Source organism: Couchioplanes caeruleus (assembly GCF_023499255.1).
GTDB lineage: Bacteria > Actinomycetota > Actinomycetes > Mycobacteriales > Micromonosporaceae > Actinoplanes > Actinoplanes caeruleus_A.
Map to the genome: position 1 here is coordinate 8,346,795 of NZ_CP092183.1, position 14,061 is coordinate 8,360,855.

Consider the following 14,061-nt stretch of genomic DNA (forward strand, 5'->3'; position numbering starts at 1 on the left):
CGCGCGGCCGGGCCTTCTTCGTCAGGTACGGCGGAGCGCTACCACCGCGATGTCGTCGGCCTGTTCGCCCGCGCCCGCCAGCCGGACCAGCAACCGCTGGCAGAACGCGTCCAGGCTCGGCTCGACCTCCGACACGCACTCCGCCAGTGCCGTCAGCCCCACGTCGATGTCCGCCTCGCGGCGTTCGATCAGGCCGTCCGTGTAGAGCACCAGCGTCCCACCCGGCGGCAGGACGAACTCCAGGTCTTCCGGGCGGGGGGCGTTGATGCCGAGCAGCGGGCCGCGGGGGGCCAGGAAGCGGGCTCCCGTGGCCGCCACGTGCAGCAGCGGCGGGAGGTGACCCGCGCTGGCCATCCGGATGCGGCCCGAGGCCGGCTCCAGGGTGAGCAGGCAGAGCGTCGCCGATTCCGCCGGCAGGACCGTCCGCATGAAGCGGTTGACCAGGTCGATGACCGCGCCCGGCGGGTGGCCCTCGACGGCGTACGCGCGGACCGCGTGCCGCAGTTCGGCCATGACCGTTGCCGCGTGCAGGGAGTGGCCGGCCACGTCGCCGATCGCCACCAGGAGGCGGCCGTCGAGCATCGTCAGCTCGTAGAAGTCGCCGCCCACCTCGGTCTGGGCGCCCGCCGGTTCGTAGCGGACCGCGAGTTCGAGGCCGGGTACGTCGGGCAGGCGGGACTGCAGGAGGCTGCGTTGCAGCGTGACCGCGATGCGGTGTTCCTCGTCGTACGAGCGCTGGGCCTCGACCGCCGCGGCGACGGCCTGGGAGAGCTGGCGCAGCACGGGGAAACCGGGGCTCTGCGAGCTGGCCGGCACGGCGACGTACGCCGGGGTGCGGTCGTTGCGCAGCCGGGCCGCGGCCACCGCCACCGATTCGCCCTCGGGCCAGTCGACGAGGTTCCAGACGGACGGCTCGTCGGTGCGTACGGTCGATCCCACCGCCGTCTCGTGGTGCTCGACCGTCCAGGGCCGCACCGTGGCCGGCCCGCCCGCCGCGATCGCGGCCAGGCCCTCGCCCTCGGACGTCTCCGCGACCACCACGATCGGGCCGCCGAAGATGGCGTACGCGCCGTCCGCGGCCGCCTGCAGCAGACCGACCAGCGTCGACGCCGAGTTGATCGCGAGCGTGGTCTCGGCCAGCCGGATCATGCGGGCGGCGAGTTCCTCGGCGCGCTGCCGGGCGCGGTAGTAGCGCAGCACCGCCTGGGAGGTGGCGATCAGCTCGTCCGGCTCGATCGGTTCGACCAGGTACGCGTCCGCGCCCCGGTTCAGGCCCTGGGTGCGGTCGACGACGTCCACCGCGTGCGCCGAGACGTGGATGACCGGCAGCACGCCGTACTCGGGATCGGTCTTGATCCGTTCGCAGACCTCGAAACCGCTCATGTCGGGCAGTTTGACGTCCAGCACGACCAGGTCGACGTCCGCCTCGCCGAGCATCGCGAGGGCCGCGCCGCCGGTCTCGGCCTCCACGACCGTGAAGCCGGCCCGGGTCAGCCAGCTCACCAGCAGGTATCTCTTGGTGGCGCTGTCGTCGACCACCAGGACGGTGGCCGGCGTCATGGCGACACCGGCAGCGCGACGACGAACGTGCTGCCCTCGCCGGGGGTGGAGGTCACCCGCATCGCCCCGCCGAGGATGCCGACGAGCCGGCGGGCGTACGGCAGCCCCAGCCCGGTGCCCTTGCCGCTCAACGCCTGGCTGCCCGGCACCTGGTAGAACTCCTCGAAGATGCGCTCGTGCAGTTCGGGCGCGATGCCGGTGCCGGTGTCGGCGACCGTGAACTCGACGTCGTCGCCCACCCGTTCCACGCCGAGGCGCACCGAGCCGGTGGCGGTGAACTTGATGGCGTTGGTGAGCAGGTTGCGCAGGACCTGGGCGAGCAGCACCTCGTCGGAGCGCAGCACCGGCACCGCCGGCTCCTCGACGACGAAGTCGACGTCGGGGCGCGTGGCGAGCGGGCGCAGCGTGCCGCGGAGCTGACCGAACACCGCCTTCAGGTCCACATCGGACCAGTTCGGCTCGATCCGTCCGGCCTCCGCCTTGGCGAGGTCCAGCAGGTCGTTGACGAGCGACAGCAGGTCCGTGGCGGAGGAGCGGATCAGCTCCACCTGCCGGGCCTGCTCGTCGGTCAGCTTGTCCGAGGACTCGTCGGCGAGCAGCCGGCCCAGCCCGATGATCGCGGTGACCGGGGCGCGCAGCTCGTGGCTGACGTTGGCCAGGAACCGGCTCTTCGCCTCGCTGGCGGCGCGCAGCTGCACCGACTTCTCGTCGAGCTCGGCGTAGAGCGCCACCACCCCGCGGTTGGTCTCCTCCAGCTCGTCGGAGAGCTGGTGGTACAGCGCCATCACGCCGCGGTTGGTGTCCTCCAGCTCCGCGTTGAGCCGGGCGAGGTCGTCGCGTTGTGCGCGTACCTCGTCCAGCGCCGCGATGAGCTGATGGTTCTGCACCGTCAGCTCGTCGAGCGGGGTGCCCGGTACGTGTCCGGACAGGCGGTCGCGAATCTCGTCCATACGGCCGGGGATCAGAGCCGGTGAGCTCGGCGGCAGACGTCGGGACATCCGCACGACCGTACCGGTCTCCCCATCCCCTACCTCCATCGTGTCGACCAGGCGGCCCACCTGGGTCAGCTGGGCGCTGAGCTGCGCGCCGTCGCCGGGCACCGGATGGGCCATCTCTACCAACAGGGTGGGTACCCCGTCGAGCCTCGCCGTGAACACCACGTCGGCGTCGCGGCCCGCGGTGACGAGCAGCCGGCCCACCTCGCTGAGCGCCGTGGCGAGCCGGGTCTGGTCCTGCGACTCGAGCCCGACCTCCCGCGCCACCTCGCGGCCGATCTGCCGGACCGTGAAGACGTCCTGCTCCACCCGGATCCGCGTCCGCATCAGCGGCTCGCCCGTCATGGCAACCGCGCCACGAGGACGCCCGCGTCGTCGCGGCGGGTGCCGGCGTCACGCAGGACGGTGGCCGCGATGACCTGCGGCGAGTGGCCGAGCAGACCCGGGTAGTCGGTCGCGTTCCAGCGGTCCACGACCCCGTCGGTGTGCATGAGCACCACGGCCCCGGGCGCCAGCGGGTACTCGTACTCGCGGATCTGCCGGCGCTGATGCCCGGCGATGCCGGGCAGGGACACCATGCCACGGCGGGCGCCGTCCGGCGCGATGACCGTCCCGGAGATGTTGCCCAGGCCCGCATAGCGGACCAGACCCCGCTCCTGGTCCAGCTCGGCGACGGCGAGCGCGGCCCCGCGGGTGTGTCCGAGCGTACGGTGCAACGCGTCGACGACCGCAGCCGGCGGCGCCTCGGGCAGACCGCCGAAGACGCGTACGGCCTCCTGCGTCGCCGCGTGTGCCAGCCGCCCGTGGCCGAGCCCGTCGCAGACCAGCACCAGCCGGCGCTCGCCGGTGTGGCGTACGGCGAAGCCGTCCCCGGTGACCGGCTCGCCCGTGAGCGGCCGGGTCAGTCCCGACGCCCACACCGGCTCCGGCGGCACGGTCGGCCACACCTGTGCGGCGAGCACGGTGCCCTTGCCCGGCACCGAATGCATGTCGCACCAGCCGGCCTGGCGCGCTATCGCCCCGAGCCCGATGCCCAGCGTGCCGGCGGTCGAGTGGCCGTCGCCGAAGGAGCGCAGCACGTCGGCCATGCCGGGGCCCTTGTCGATGAGGATGATCTCGACGCCGGCCTCGGTGCCCGAGCGGGCCGGGCGCAGCAGGAGCATGCCCTCGTCGGCGTGCTTGGCGAGGTTGCCCGCGGCCTCCGCCACGACGATCGAGAGGTCGGCGGTCCGGCGTTCCGGCATGCCGAGCTCGGTGGCGAGGCGCTCCGCGGAACGGCGTACGGCGGCAGCCGCACTGGAGGCCTCCACCCGGAACCAGAGACCTCCGTCGAGAAGCCCCTCAGGCAGCGAAGCCACCGTTCCTCCGCTCATCGGCACCACTTGGTCACGCTGATGGTCGTACCCTCGCCGATCGCGGTCTCGATGTCGAACTCGTCGACCAGCCGGCGGGCGCCGCTGAGACCCAGCCCCAGCCCGCCGCCGGTGGTGTAGCCGTCGGTCAGGGCCAGGTCGAGGTCGGGGATACCCGGGCCCTTGTCGGCGAAAACGATGCGGATGCCGGACCGGCGGCCGTTGTCGACCCGGGACACCTCGACCGTTCCGCCGCCGCCGTAGACCAGCGTGTTGCGGGCCAGCTCGCTCGCGGCGGTGACGAGCTTGGTCTGGTCGACCAGGGACAGCTTCACCGCCACGGCGACCGTACGGACGAGCTGACGGACCCGGACCACGTCCTGGTCGGTGGCGACCGCTACCCGCTCCGCGGCCCCGCCGGTCATGGGGCGGTGACCGCCGGCTCGTCGGTGTCCTCGTGCCCGGTGTCGCCCTCGGCCTCGGCCCGGGCGGCGGCGAGCAGCTCCATGCCGAGGTCGACGTTGAGCGCCGTACGGATCCCCGGCAGCGACAGCCCGAGCTCCACCAGCGTGATCGCGACCGCCGGCCGCATGCCCACGACGACCGTCTCGGCGTCCAGCACCCGGGAGATCGAGGCGATCGTCGCCAGCGTGCGCCCGACGAAGGAGTCGACGATGTCCAGCGCGCTGATGTCGATGATCACACCGTGGCAGCCGGTCGCCACGATCCGGTCGGCGAGGTCCTCCTGCAGCTGCAGGGCGACCTGGTCCTCCATGTCGATCTGGATGGACACCAGGAGGATGTCGCCGATCTTCAGGACCGGCACGCGTTCCATCGGCTCAGCCTTCCCGGCGCGGCTTCTGCGCGACCTTGTCACCGGTCAGCCGCAGCACGTGCCGCAGGGCGTCGGCGAGGCTGGACTTGGTGGCAATGTCGCCGAATTCGATGCCCAGCGCCACGATCGTCTGGGCGATCTGGGGCCGGATCCCGGAGATGATGCAGTCTGCACCCATGAGCCGGGCGGCGACGACGGTCTTGAGGATGTGCTGCGCCACCTGGGTGTCGACCGCGGGGACGCCGGTGATGTCGATGATCGCGTACGGCGAGCCGGTCTCCACCAGCGTCTCGAGCAGCCGCTCCATGACGACCTGGGCGCGGGCCGAGTCCAGCGTGCCGACCAGCGGCACCGCGACGACGCCCTCCCAGAGCTTGACCACCGGGGTCGAGAGCTCCAGCAACTGCTCCGCCTGGTCGGCGATGAGCTCCTCGCGCGCCCGCGTGTAGCTGTCGAAGGTGAACAGGCCGGCCCGGTCGACGAACGCCGAGAAGGCCACGTACTCGCGCAGGGTCGCGGCGTCCGTGCCCTCGCCCTGGTCCAGCACCTGCAGCACCGCGTCCTTGAGCGTGAAGACGCTGACCGCGGTCTCGGTGGCCGTGAAGCCCTGCCGGGCCCGGATGCCGGAGAGCTCGCTGAGCTGGGCCCGCAGTTCGGCCGCCACCTCGTCGCCGAGGTCCTGGGCCCCCGCGCCGAACGCGCCCTGGAAGCCCCGCTGCAGTTCGGAGGTCTGCCGGTGCAGTTCGGCCTGGCTCAACCGGCCGCGCAGGGAGTCGGCCACCGCGTCCGTCCAGAACGCGACGATCGCCTCCTCGTGCCCCTTGAGCAGGTCGGCGAACCGACTGCTCTGGTCCGAACTCAGCGCCACCGGTGCCTCCTGTGACCTCGGCCGGGTCATGGCCGCCGCAGGTCGCGGGCAACCGGGCCGGACTTTACCATCGGGGCCGGTTCATACTTGCTGTCGGCCAACTAATAATCCGTGGTCAGGCGGGTCTCCCCGTTCTGCGGGCACCGCGCCGCGTGGAGTAACGTTCTGCCCATAACTGGGAGGTCCTGAATGTCCCTGACGGTACAAACCGAGCAGCGCGGCGACGTGGTCGTCGTGTCGGTGGCGGGCGAGCTCGACATGGCCACCGCGCCCCAGCTGCAGGACCAGATCAGCGACCTGCTCGAGAAGGGCCGCACCCGGCTTGTCTTCGACCTGGCCGAGGTCTCGTTCTGCGACTCCACCGGGCTCTCCGTCTTCGTCCGTGCCAAGAACAGCACCGACGACGCCGGCGGCGTGGTGCGGCTGGCGGCCCCTCAGCGCGGAGTGCTGCGCATCCTCGAGGTGTCCGGGCTGGTCGAGGTGCTGCACACGTACCCGACGGTCGACGAGGCCGTGACCGCGGAGGAGCCCGCGCTCGACTGAGCGCGCCCGCTTCCCGCGATGGGCCGATCGGCGTAGTTTGTCGCCGATCGGTCGTGGGCAACTGCTGCGACCGAACCCCTCTCGGCCCCTCATCGCAGGAGTGCTCGTGTCCATGCTCAAAGGCTTCAAAGACTTCATCATGCGCGGCAACGTCGTCGACCTCGCGGTCGGCATCGTCATCGGTGCCGCCTTCACCGCGGTGGTCAGCTCCTTCACCAAGGCCTTCCTCGAGCCCCTGATCAAGCTCATGGGCGGCGGCACCGGCGTCGGCGCCGGCAAACCGGAGATCCGCGGCGTGGAGTTCGACATCCCCGGCTTCATCAATGCGGTGATCACGTTCCTGCTGACCGCCGCGGTGCTGTATTTCCTCGTGGTCTACCCGCTGAACAAGCTCGCCGAGCGGCGCAAGCGCGGCGAGGAGCCGCCGCCGGAGGCGCCCAGCGAGGAGGTCAAGCTGCTCACCGAGATCCGCGACGCCCTGGTCCGCCAGCAGGTGGCGCCCGGCGCGGTCAACGACATCCTCGGCCGCCACGGCCAGGAACCGCCCCGCTGAGCTCCGGCACGAAAAGATCAACCCACCCGGCACTGTTCGAACAGATGTTCGATACAGTGCCGGGATGGAGCAACGTAAGCACTGGTGGAACGGCAGATGGGGACGCGTCGCACGCAAGGACGTCTACCTGCGGACGAGCGGCGACCAGTGGTACGTGGAGCAGCGCGCGGGCGGCGCTGACGGTGTCTCCCACTTCTTCGAGTACGACAGCGAGGACGCCGCGCTGGACATGGTCCGCGCGCTCCTGACCGGCCCGGACGAGTGGCGGGAGCTGTCCGTGCGCCCCCGAAACCGCTGACCGCTCAGGCGGCCCGGCGCTCGTCGGCCGGCGCGTGACGGGCGGTGACCGGGCCACCCGGCAGCAGACGCAGGCGCGCCGGCCGGGCGGGCTCATCGGGCCCGGCCTCCACGAGACGCCAGGCGCCGCCCACGCCGGCCCGGTCGCCGGGCGGCTCGGCGGAGTCGCCGGCGGCCCGCGACAACGCCACGACGAGCAGGTATCCGAGGATCACGAAACCGTGGCTGACCAGCCGGGTCCCGTCGACCCGAGCCGCGGACAGGTCGTTGACCGACAGCAGCAGAAGCATCCCCACGAAGGCCGTCAGCATCGGTACGAGCCCCGCCGGCCGGCTGCGGCGCAGGGCGATGAAGAGGTATCCGGCCCCGATCGCCACGTTCCACGCCGCGGACTCGTGCCACAGGTGGCCGGGGGTCGCGTCCAGCCCGGCATGCACGTGCAGGCTCGCCGCGCCGCCGCCGACCTGGGCCAGCCCGAGGATCAGCTGCACCGCGCCGACCGCGGCCAGGGCGATGTAGAGAGCGGAGCCGAGCTGCACGCGTACGCCGCCCCGCCGCCGGCCACCGCCCTCGATCGCGAACCACTCCCGCCATCCGCCCCGGTGGGGGGTGCCCGTGGCGGGAAGGGCCGCGAGGATGGCCGCGCTGAGGTCGGGGACGTCCGCGACGAGCCCCGTACGCGTCACCCGGTTGACCGCCGCGGCCCGCTCGAGCCACTCCCGGCACCCGGCGCATCCGGCCAGGTGCTCGTCGACCCGGGGCCGATCGCCCGGATCGTCCTCGCCGTCCAGCTGCGCCGATATCAGCTCGCGCCACCGTTCACACGCCATGCACCCATAGTCGCGCGGAGACGTCCGCTGGTTCCCGCCGGCAACGACCGCACTGCCCCGCCGCCCCGAAAACGCGACCCCACGGGAGCGGAAAGCGCCCCCCGGACCCGGCATGCGACCCCCGGACCCCGGAGCCCGCGGGCCCGCGGACCTCAGCGCAGGCCGTGCTGCGGGCGGCCGTCCTGATCGCCGGTCCCGCCCATCAGCCGCCGGCGCTCCCGGAAGGCCCGCAGGTTGGCGGTGTTGCCGCAGGTGCTGACGTCGTGCCAGACGCCGCTGTTGTTGCGGGAGGTGTCGAAGAACGCCGCGCGGCACTCCACGTTGTTGCACAGCTTCAGCCGCGGCCACAGCCCGGCCTGCTGCGCGAGGAGCGCCTCCGACCACAACGCCGACGCGAGCCAGCGGGTGCCGCGCCCGGCGGGCACCATGCGGACCCAGCCGTCGGCGTCGGGGACGAGGCTCACCGGCACGTCCGCCGGGGGCAGGGCGCCGTCCGGGTTGGCGTGGCGACCGCCGGCGGCCAGGATCACGCCCTCGAACGTGCTCCGCAGCCGCCGCAGCGACCGCAGGTCCGTGGAGGAGAGCAGCAGCACGGGGGCGGGCAGGCCGGCCACCCGCGACCACGTGGCCAGGGCGTCGGTCAGCCAGCGCTGGGCGTCGTCGGGCGTGGCGAGCAGGTCCGGGGCGTACGACATGGTGGCCCGGGTGTTCACGAAGTCCTGCAGGAGAGCGAGGCCGGCCGGCGCCTCGCGTACGCCGTGCCGGGCACTTGCCTTCCATGACATAGGCGAAGGGTACTTGATTCTTTTTCACGCGAGCATCCGCCACACGCCTGACCGGACCGGCCACATCCGTCGCACGCTGCGCATTCGGTCACTGACGCCACGTTGATCATGATGCGCTTGACTGCTTACGGCAGCATGAACATCTCTCGCGTGTGAGTATCGGACAATGAGGTGTAAGTGGTGCGCAGAGTTCTGACCGCCGCCGTGGCCCTGGCAGCCGCGGCAACGTTGGCCACCGGGTGCGACACCGGCGGCGCGGACCAGGCCGCACCGGCGCCCTCCGCGACCGCCGGCCCGTCGTCCCCGGCGGACACCCCGACGGCCTCCCCCTCGGCGTCCACGACACCGTCGGACACGCCCACGAGCAAGCCGGCGCCGAAGCCGCAAAAACTCAGGTCCGGAGCGAAAGGCGAGCGGGTCGTCGCCCTGCAGAAGCGCCTGACGGAGCTCGGCTACTGGAACGGCAAGCCCGACGGCTCCTTCGGCGGCAAGACCCAGCAGGCGGTGTTCGCGCTGCAGAAGGCGGCCGGCCTGGGCCGCGACGGCGTGGTCGGCCCCAAGACCCAGAAGGCCCTCGACCGGGGCGTACGCCCCAAGGCGCGGAGCACCAGCGGCCGGGTCATCGAGATCAGCAAGAAGCGGCAGCTGCTGATGCTCGTCAACGACGGCGAGGTGACCGAGGTCTTCAACACGTCCACCGGCTCGAACCAGCACTACGAGCAGGAGGGGCAGACGTACCTCGCCGACACCCCGAGCGGAAGGTTCCGGGTCTCCCGGCAGATCGACGGCTGGCGCCACGCGCCGCTGGGCCTGCTGTGGCGCCCGAAGTACTTCAACGGGGGCATCGCGGTGCACGGGGCGGCCAGCGTGCCGCCGTACCCGGCCTCGCACGGCTGCGCACGGGTGTCGATGGCGGCGATGAACTACCTGTGGACGACCGACAAGATCCCGATGCAGACGAAGGTGTGGGTCTACTGACCGCGGCTCAGGCGGCCACCGCGAGCGTCCGCGCGACCTGACGCAGGAATTCGGCGTTCGAGGCCGTGCCGCGCAGCTGGCCGAGGAGCTGGCGCATGCCGTCGCGCCCCTGGCCGTTGAGGGCGCGGCGGATCTGGGCGGCGATCGCCAGCTCGCCGGGGCCCTGCAGGCTCTCGTCGTGCCGGGTGCCGGAGGCGGCGAGGTCGATCGCGGGGAAGATGCGGGCCTCGGCGAGGGAGCGGTCGAGCCGGAGCTCGGCGTTGCCGGTGCTCTTGAACTCCTCGAAGATCACCGAGTCGAGGGCCGAGCCGGTGTCGATCAGCGCGCTGGCGATGATGGTGAGCGAGCCGCCGTCCTCGATGTTGCGCGCGGCGCCGAGGAAGCGCTTCGGTGGGTGCAGGGCGCTGGAGTCGAGGCCGCCGGAGAGCGTACGCCCCCGGCCCGGCGCGAGCAGGTTGTACGCGCGCCCCAGCCGGGTCAGCGAGTCGAGCAGGACCACCACGTCCCGCCCGAGTTCGACGAGGCGCTTGGCGCGTTCGATGGCGAGCTCGGCGACCGCCGCGTGCTCGTGCGGCGGCCGGTCGAAGGTGGCGGCGATGACCTCGCCCTGCACCGAGCGCTGCAGGTCGGTGACCTCTTCGGGCCGCTCGTCGACGAGCAGCAGCATCAGGTGCACCTCGGGGTTGTTGCGGGCGATCGCGTTGGCCATCTGCGCCAGCACCATGGTCTTGCCCGCCTTGGGCGGCGCGACGACGAGCGCGCGCTGCCCCTTGCCGATCGGCATGACGAGGTCGATGACGCGGGTGGTGAGGATGTGCGGTTCGGTCTCCAGCCGCAGGCGTTCCTGCGGGTGGAGTGCGGTGAGGTCGTAGAAGCCCGGCCGGCGTCCGGGCTTGCGGCCGTTGACCGTGTCGACCTGCAACGCGGCGGTCTTCCGTCCGCCGGTGCGGGCGCCGGTGGGCTGGTCGCCGCGGCTGCCGACGCGGGCGACCCCCGTGACGCGGTCGCCGCGGCGAAGGTCGAGCCGGCGGATCTGGTCGGGCGACACCGGGATGTCGTCCGGGCCGGGGAGGTAGCCGTCGGCGCGCAGCCAGGCGCGGTCGCCGACGATGTCGAGGAGGGCGTCGACGGGTACGCCGACGCCAGGATTGTCCGTCATGCGGATACTCCAAAGGGAGAGGGGACGCGCGTCGAGAGGCGCGTGAAGGAAAGAAGAACGGGCCGTATCGGGCCTCTGGGGGGCGGTGTCAACCGAGAGCGGTATGAACCGCCGGCATCCAGGGCACGGCTGAGGCAAAGGTAGCACTCCCACGGCCCGGCGGCCATCGGGCAGGATGGGGACCGGCGATTCGTCGAGCGTCGAGGAGACGGCCATGGCCCTGCTGCGCCGGATGATCGGAGCGGTCCTGCGAGAGGTACGCCGCCGCCAGGGCCGGACCCTGCGCGACGTGGCGGAGGCGGCCGGGGTGTCGCTGCCGTACCTGTCGGAGGTCGAACGCGGCACCAAGGAGCCCTCGTCGGAGATCCTCGCCGCGATCTGCCGGGCGCTGGACCTGCCGCTGGCCGACCTGCTCGACGAGGTACGCCGTGAGCTGCGGCGCGACACCCCGGCGCCCCGCCTGTTCCACACCGCGAACGTGCAGGCGACCGAGTGGCTCGTCGCTCGTACGGCCGACGCCGGGATGCGCGTCCTCGTCGGCTGAGCGACACCTCATGTCCATGTCGGACCGATACCGTGCCGGCATGGGTACCGTCGACCGCCGTCGTTTCCTGCAGATGGCCGGGCTCCCGGCCGCCGCCGCGGCTCTCCCGCTCGACCTCGGCAAGGCGCTCGCCATCCCGGCGCACCACCGCACCGGGACGATCGCCGACGTCGAGCACGTCATCTTCCTGATGCAGGAGAACCGCTCGTTCGACCACTACTTCGGCACGCTGCGGGGCGTACGCGGATTCGCCGACCCGCATCCGATGCGCCGGCCCGACGGCAAGCCGGTGTGGGAGCAGCCGCAGACCGCCGGCCCGGACCTGCTGCCGTTCCGGCCCGACGTGCCCGACCTGGGCCGCACGTTCCTGCCGGATCCACCGCACGGCTGGAACGACGGCCACGCCGCGTGGAACGGCGGCCGCTACGACCGTTGGGTGCCCAACAAGGGCGTCACCACGATGACGTACCACACCCGCTCGGACCTGCCGTACCAGTTCGCGCTGGCCGACGCCTTCACCGTCTGCGACAACTACCACTGCTCGCTGCTCGGCCCGACCGACCCGAACCGCTATCACATGTGGACCGGATGGGTGGGCAACGACGGCAGCGGCGGCGGCCCGGTCATCACCAACGCGGAGGCGGGCTACGACTGGTCGACGTACCCGGAGCGGCTGGAACGCGCCGGCATCGACTGGAAGATCTACCAGGACGTGGGCCTCGGGCTGACCGCCGGCGGCTCGTGGGGGTGGACGCAGGACCCGTACATCGGCAACTACGGCGACAACTCGCTGCTGTACTTCCACCAGTACCAGAACGCGCAGCCCGGTTCGCCGCTCGCCGACCGCGCCAAGTCAGGCACGAACGTCAACGCGCTCGGGCGTGATCCGGAGGCTCTGCTCAGCGACTTCCGCGCGGACGTGAGCAACGGCCGGCTGCCGGCGGTGTCGTGGATCGTCGCGCCGGAGGCGTACTCCGAACACCCGAACTGGGAGCCCGGGTACGGCGCCTGGTACGTCTCACAGGTCATCGACATCCTCGCTGCGCATCCCGAGGTGTGGAGCAAGATGGCGCTGTTCATCACGTACGACGAGGAGGGCGGCTTCTTCGACCACCTGGCGCCGCCGACGCCGGGCGAGTCGACGGTGCCGACGACGAACGAGCTCTTCCCCGGCAGCCCCGACCACCCGGCCGGCCCGTACGGCCTGGGCGTCCGCGTCCCGATGATCGTCGTGTCACCGTGGACCCGGGGCGGCTGGGTGAACTCGCAGCTGTTCGACCACACGTCGCTGATCCGCTTCCTCGAGGCCCGCTTCGGCGCCGGCCGCCCCGACCTGACCGAAACCAACATCACGCCGTGGCGGCGGGCGGTCACCGGCGACCTGACCAGCGCCTTCGATTTCCGTACGCCGAACCGCGCCCGGCCCTTCCGCCTCCCGGACACCGACGACCTCAAGCCGGAGGCCCTGGTACGCCACCCCGACGAGGTGCCCGTACCCCCGGCCGACCAGCGGCTCCCCCGCCAGGAGAAGGGCATCCGCCCGGCGCGCGCCCTCCCGTACGCCCTGCACGCCGACAGTCACGTGACCGGCACGACGCTGACCATCACGTTCCGCAACGCCGGCCGGGCCACGGCGGTCTTCCACGCCCGCCCGGTCGGCGGCGAGCCGCGCACGTACACCGTCGAGCCGGGCAAGACGCTGACCGGCACGTGGCCCACCGCGGACGGCTATGACGTCGATGTACACGGGCCCAACGGCTTCCACCGCCGCTTCCACAGTGGACAGCTGGGCGTGCGCACCGACTACGACCTCCGTGCGGAGAAGGTGACGCTGACGTTCACCAACCACGGAAGCAGCCGGCTGCAGCTGACCGTGCGGGACGCGTACACCTCGGCGCGCACGACGGTGTCGCTGCGCGCCGGCCAGACGGCGGCCAGATCATGGCCGGTGGTCCGCACCCGCGGCTGGTACGACCTCGTGGTGACCGGCGCGGGCGGCGAGTACCGCTGCGCCGGCCACGTGGAGAACGGCAAGGACAGCATCACCGACCCGGCGATGGGCGGTCTGGTCTAGCTCCGGCGGCCCAGGCGGGCGACCAGGCGGTCCAGCGCCGGCGCCGACCCGTTCACCGCGACGGCGGCGGCGAACGGCCGTTCGCCGTCCGGCATGCCGGCCAGTACGGGCGCGGTCACCGTGATCTCCTGCTCGACGACGTCCTCGGCGAAGTCGACCGGCTGGCCCGTCGCGCGGGCGAGGTCCCAGCCGTGCACGAGCAGCTCGGTCAGCCGCAGGTGCAGCGCCATCGCGCCGGTCACCCGGCCGAACGGCACGTCGACCGAGCGGTCGAGGATGCCGGGGGCGCGGAAGGCGGTCGTCAGCGTCGCGGCGCTCTCGTCGAAACCCGCCTGCAGGCTGCGGTACGTCATCGGCCGGGCGGTGAGCGCGGAGGTCACCATCGCGTTGCCCAGCACCAGATGGCTCACCAGCGACTGGACGTCCCAGTCCTCGCACGGCGTCGGATCGCCCCACTGGTCGGGCTTCACGCCGGCGACCAGCCGCCCGACGCGTTCGGCCGTCGCGGTCAGCTGATCAACGGTCGCCGCGGTCACGCTGACACTTTATGGGGCCGCGCCAACCCGCGCCGGGAAGCGCGCCAGGCGCCCCGGCCCGATCGGCGCGGCGGTGATCGCCACGGCCGGCCGGCGCCGGGCCGCCTGGCATCAGCCGGCGGCGATTGGCTACAGTTCATCCATCGCCCGGA

At 72.2% G+C, this 14,061-nt stretch carries 15 protein-coding genes and 1 pseudogene; 6 read left to right on the forward strand and 10 right to left on the reverse strand.

The annotated features are described in order from the left end of the window. Positions 1-21: 21 nt before the first annotated feature. From COUCH_RS38400 to COUCH_RS38425, 6 genes are read right to left on the reverse strand one after another with little or no spacing between them, the layout of a single operon-like run. Positions 22-1,560: a fused response regulator/phosphatase gene (locus COUCH_RS38400; protein ID WP_249610014.1), complete on the reverse strand. Its 1,539-nt coding sequence runs from the start codon at positions 1,558-1,560 to the stop codon at positions 22-24. Beyond that, positions 1,557-2,882 carry a sensor histidine kinase gene (locus COUCH_RS38405; protein ID WP_430640862.1) on the reverse strand — a complete coding sequence of 442 codons (1,326 nt, stop codon included), beginning with the start codon at positions 2,880-2,882 and terminating at the stop codon, positions 1,557-1,559. The genes COUCH_RS38400 and COUCH_RS38405 overlap by 4 nt, the downstream gene beginning before the upstream one ends. Positions 2,883-2,896: 14 nt before the next feature. Continuing rightward, positions 2,897-3,928 carry a SpoIIE family protein phosphatase gene (locus COUCH_RS38410; RefSeq protein WP_249610016.1) on the reverse strand — a complete coding sequence of 344 codons (1,032 nt, stop codon included), beginning with the start codon at positions 3,926-3,928 and terminating at the stop codon, positions 2,897-2,899. Beyond that, positions 3,925-4,332: an ATP-binding protein gene (locus COUCH_RS38415; protein ID WP_249610017.1), complete on the reverse strand. Its 408-nt coding sequence runs from the start codon at positions 4,330-4,332 to the stop codon at positions 3,925-3,927. The genes COUCH_RS38410 and COUCH_RS38415 overlap by 4 nt, the downstream gene beginning before the upstream one ends. Beyond that, entirely contained in the window at positions 4,329-4,742 is a 414-nt protein-coding gene (locus COUCH_RS38420) for an STAS domain-containing protein (protein ID WP_249610018.1), read from the reverse strand. The genes COUCH_RS38415 and COUCH_RS38420 overlap by 4 nt, the downstream gene beginning before the upstream one ends. Before the next feature lie 4 nt (positions 4,743-4,746). Further along, positions 4,747-5,610: an STAS domain-containing protein gene (locus tag COUCH_RS38425; RefSeq protein WP_249610019.1), complete on the reverse strand. Its 864-nt coding sequence runs from the start codon at positions 5,608-5,610 to the stop codon at positions 4,747-4,749. A 189-nt stretch (positions 5,611-5,799) separates the two neighbouring features. On the opposite strand from COUCH_RS38425, the gene COUCH_RS38430 reads away from it, so the two are divergent. The 3 genes from COUCH_RS38430 to COUCH_RS38440 all read left to right on the forward strand — a co-directional run bounded on the left by COUCH_RS38430 (position 5,800) and on the right by COUCH_RS38440 (position 7,004). Beyond that, positions 5,800-6,153, forward strand: a complete 354-nt coding sequence (locus COUCH_RS38430; protein ID WP_106126981.1) for an anti-sigma factor antagonist — start codon at positions 5,800-5,802, stop codon at positions 6,151-6,153. A gap of 112 nt (positions 6,154-6,265) precedes the next feature. Next, positions 6,266-6,706 carry a large conductance mechanosensitive channel protein MscL gene (gene mscL / locus COUCH_RS38435; RefSeq protein ID WP_249613952.1) on the forward strand — a complete coding sequence of 147 codons (441 nt, stop codon included), beginning with the start codon at positions 6,266-6,268 and terminating at the stop codon, positions 6,704-6,706. Positions 6,707-6,770: 64 nt separating this feature from the next. Continuing rightward, positions 6,771-7,004 carry a hypothetical protein gene (locus tag COUCH_RS38440; RefSeq protein ID WP_249610020.1) on the forward strand — a complete coding sequence of 78 codons (234 nt, stop codon included), beginning with the start codon at positions 6,771-6,773 and terminating at the stop codon, positions 7,002-7,004. Positions 7,005-7,008: 4 nt separating this feature from the next. Here the strand turns inward: COUCH_RS38440 and COUCH_RS38445 are convergent, their stop codons facing one another. Continuing rightward, complete coding sequence (locus COUCH_RS38445) at positions 7,009-7,833, reverse strand: zf-HC2 domain-containing protein (protein ID WP_249610021.1); 825 nt, start codon at positions 7,831-7,833, stop codon at positions 7,009-7,011. Positions 7,834-7,985: 152 nt separating this feature from the next. Then, on the reverse strand, positions 7,986-8,618 hold the full coding sequence (locus COUCH_RS38450; RefSeq protein ID WP_249610022.1) for a CGNR zinc finger domain-containing protein: 633 nt from the start codon (positions 8,616-8,618) through the stop codon (positions 7,986-7,988). Between the two features lie 180 nt (positions 8,619-8,798). Between COUCH_RS38450 and COUCH_RS38455 the strand changes: the two genes are divergently transcribed. Beyond that, on the forward strand, positions 8,799-9,596 hold the full coding sequence (locus tag COUCH_RS38455; RefSeq protein WP_249610023.1) for a L,D-transpeptidase family protein: 798 nt from the start codon (positions 8,799-8,801) through the stop codon (positions 9,594-9,596). 7 nt (positions 9,597-9,603) lie between these two features. Here COUCH_RS38455 and rho read toward each other — a convergent pair whose 3' ends face one another. Further along, positions 9,604-10,755, reverse strand: a complete 1,152-nt coding sequence (gene rho, locus COUCH_RS38460; protein WP_249610024.1) for a transcription termination factor Rho — start codon at positions 10,753-10,755, stop codon at positions 9,604-9,606. A gap of 214 nt (positions 10,756-10,969) precedes the next feature. On the opposite strand from rho, the pseudogene COUCH_RS38465 reads away from it, so the two are divergent. Continuing rightward, positions 10,970-11,245, forward strand: a pseudogene (locus tag COUCH_RS38465) (helix-turn-helix domain-containing protein); the annotation flags it as partial. A gap of 94 nt (positions 11,246-11,339) precedes the next feature. Continuing rightward, positions 11,340-13,373 carry a phosphocholine-specific phospholipase C gene (locus tag COUCH_RS38470; protein WP_249610025.1) on the forward strand — a complete coding sequence of 678 codons (2,034 nt, stop codon included), beginning with the start codon at positions 11,340-11,342 and terminating at the stop codon, positions 13,371-13,373. Here the strand turns inward: COUCH_RS38470 and COUCH_RS38475 are convergent. Continuing rightward, a complete protein-coding gene (locus COUCH_RS38475; protein WP_249610026.1) occupies positions 13,370-13,909 on the reverse strand; it encodes a TIGR03086 family metal-binding protein in 540 nt (179 codons plus the stop codon). The genes COUCH_RS38470 and COUCH_RS38475 overlap by 4 nt on opposite strands. Positions 13,910-14,061: the final 152 nt, after the last annotated feature.

What these genes read in the sequence shown, in the direction of transcription:
- COUCH_RS38400 (WP_249610014.1), bottom strand. Translation starts at nt 1,560, where the DNA reads ATGACGCCGGCCACCGTCCTGGTGGTCGACGACAGCGCCACCAAGAGA.
- COUCH_RS38405 (WP_430640862.1), bottom strand. Translation starts at nt 2,882, where the DNA reads ATGCGGACGCGGATCCGGGTGGAGCAGGACGTCTTCACGGTCCGGCAG.
- rho (WP_249610024.1), bottom strand. Translation starts at nt 10,755, where the DNA reads ATGACGGACAATCCTGGCGTCGGCGTACCCGTCGACGCCCTCCTCGAC.
- COUCH_RS38470 (WP_249610025.1), top strand. Translation starts at nt 11,340, where the DNA reads ATGGGTACCGTCGACCGCCGTCGTTTCCTGCAGATGGCCGGGCTCCCG.
- mscL (WP_249613952.1), top strand. Translation starts at nt 6,266, where the DNA reads ATGCTCAAAGGCTTCAAAGACTTCATCATGCGCGGCAACGTCGTCGAC.
- COUCH_RS38420 (WP_249610018.1), bottom strand. Translation starts at nt 4,742, where the DNA reads ATGGAACGCGTGCCGGTCCTGAAGATCGGCGACATCCTCCTGGTGTCC.
- COUCH_RS38430 (WP_106126981.1), top strand. Translation starts at nt 5,800, where the DNA reads ATGTCCCTGACGGTACAAACCGAGCAGCGCGGCGACGTGGTCGTCGTG.
- COUCH_RS38450 (WP_249610022.1), bottom strand. Translation starts at nt 8,618, where the DNA reads ATGTCATGGAAGGCAAGTGCCCGGCACGGCGTACGCGAGGCGCCGGCC.
- COUCH_RS38415 (WP_249610017.1), bottom strand. Translation starts at nt 4,332, where the DNA reads ATGACCGGCGGGGCCGCGGAGCGGGTAGCGGTCGCCACCGACCAGGAC.
- COUCH_RS38440 (WP_249610020.1), top strand. Translation starts at nt 6,771, where the DNA reads ATGGAGCAACGTAAGCACTGGTGGAACGGCAGATGGGGACGCGTCGCA.
- COUCH_RS38445 (WP_249610021.1), bottom strand. Translation starts at nt 7,833, where the DNA reads ATGGCGTGTGAACGGTGGCGCGAGCTGATATCGGCGCAGCTGGACGGC.
- COUCH_RS38410 (WP_249610016.1), bottom strand. Translation starts at nt 3,928, where the DNA reads ATGAGCGGAGGAACGGTGGCTTCGCTGCCTGAGGGGCTTCTCGACGGA.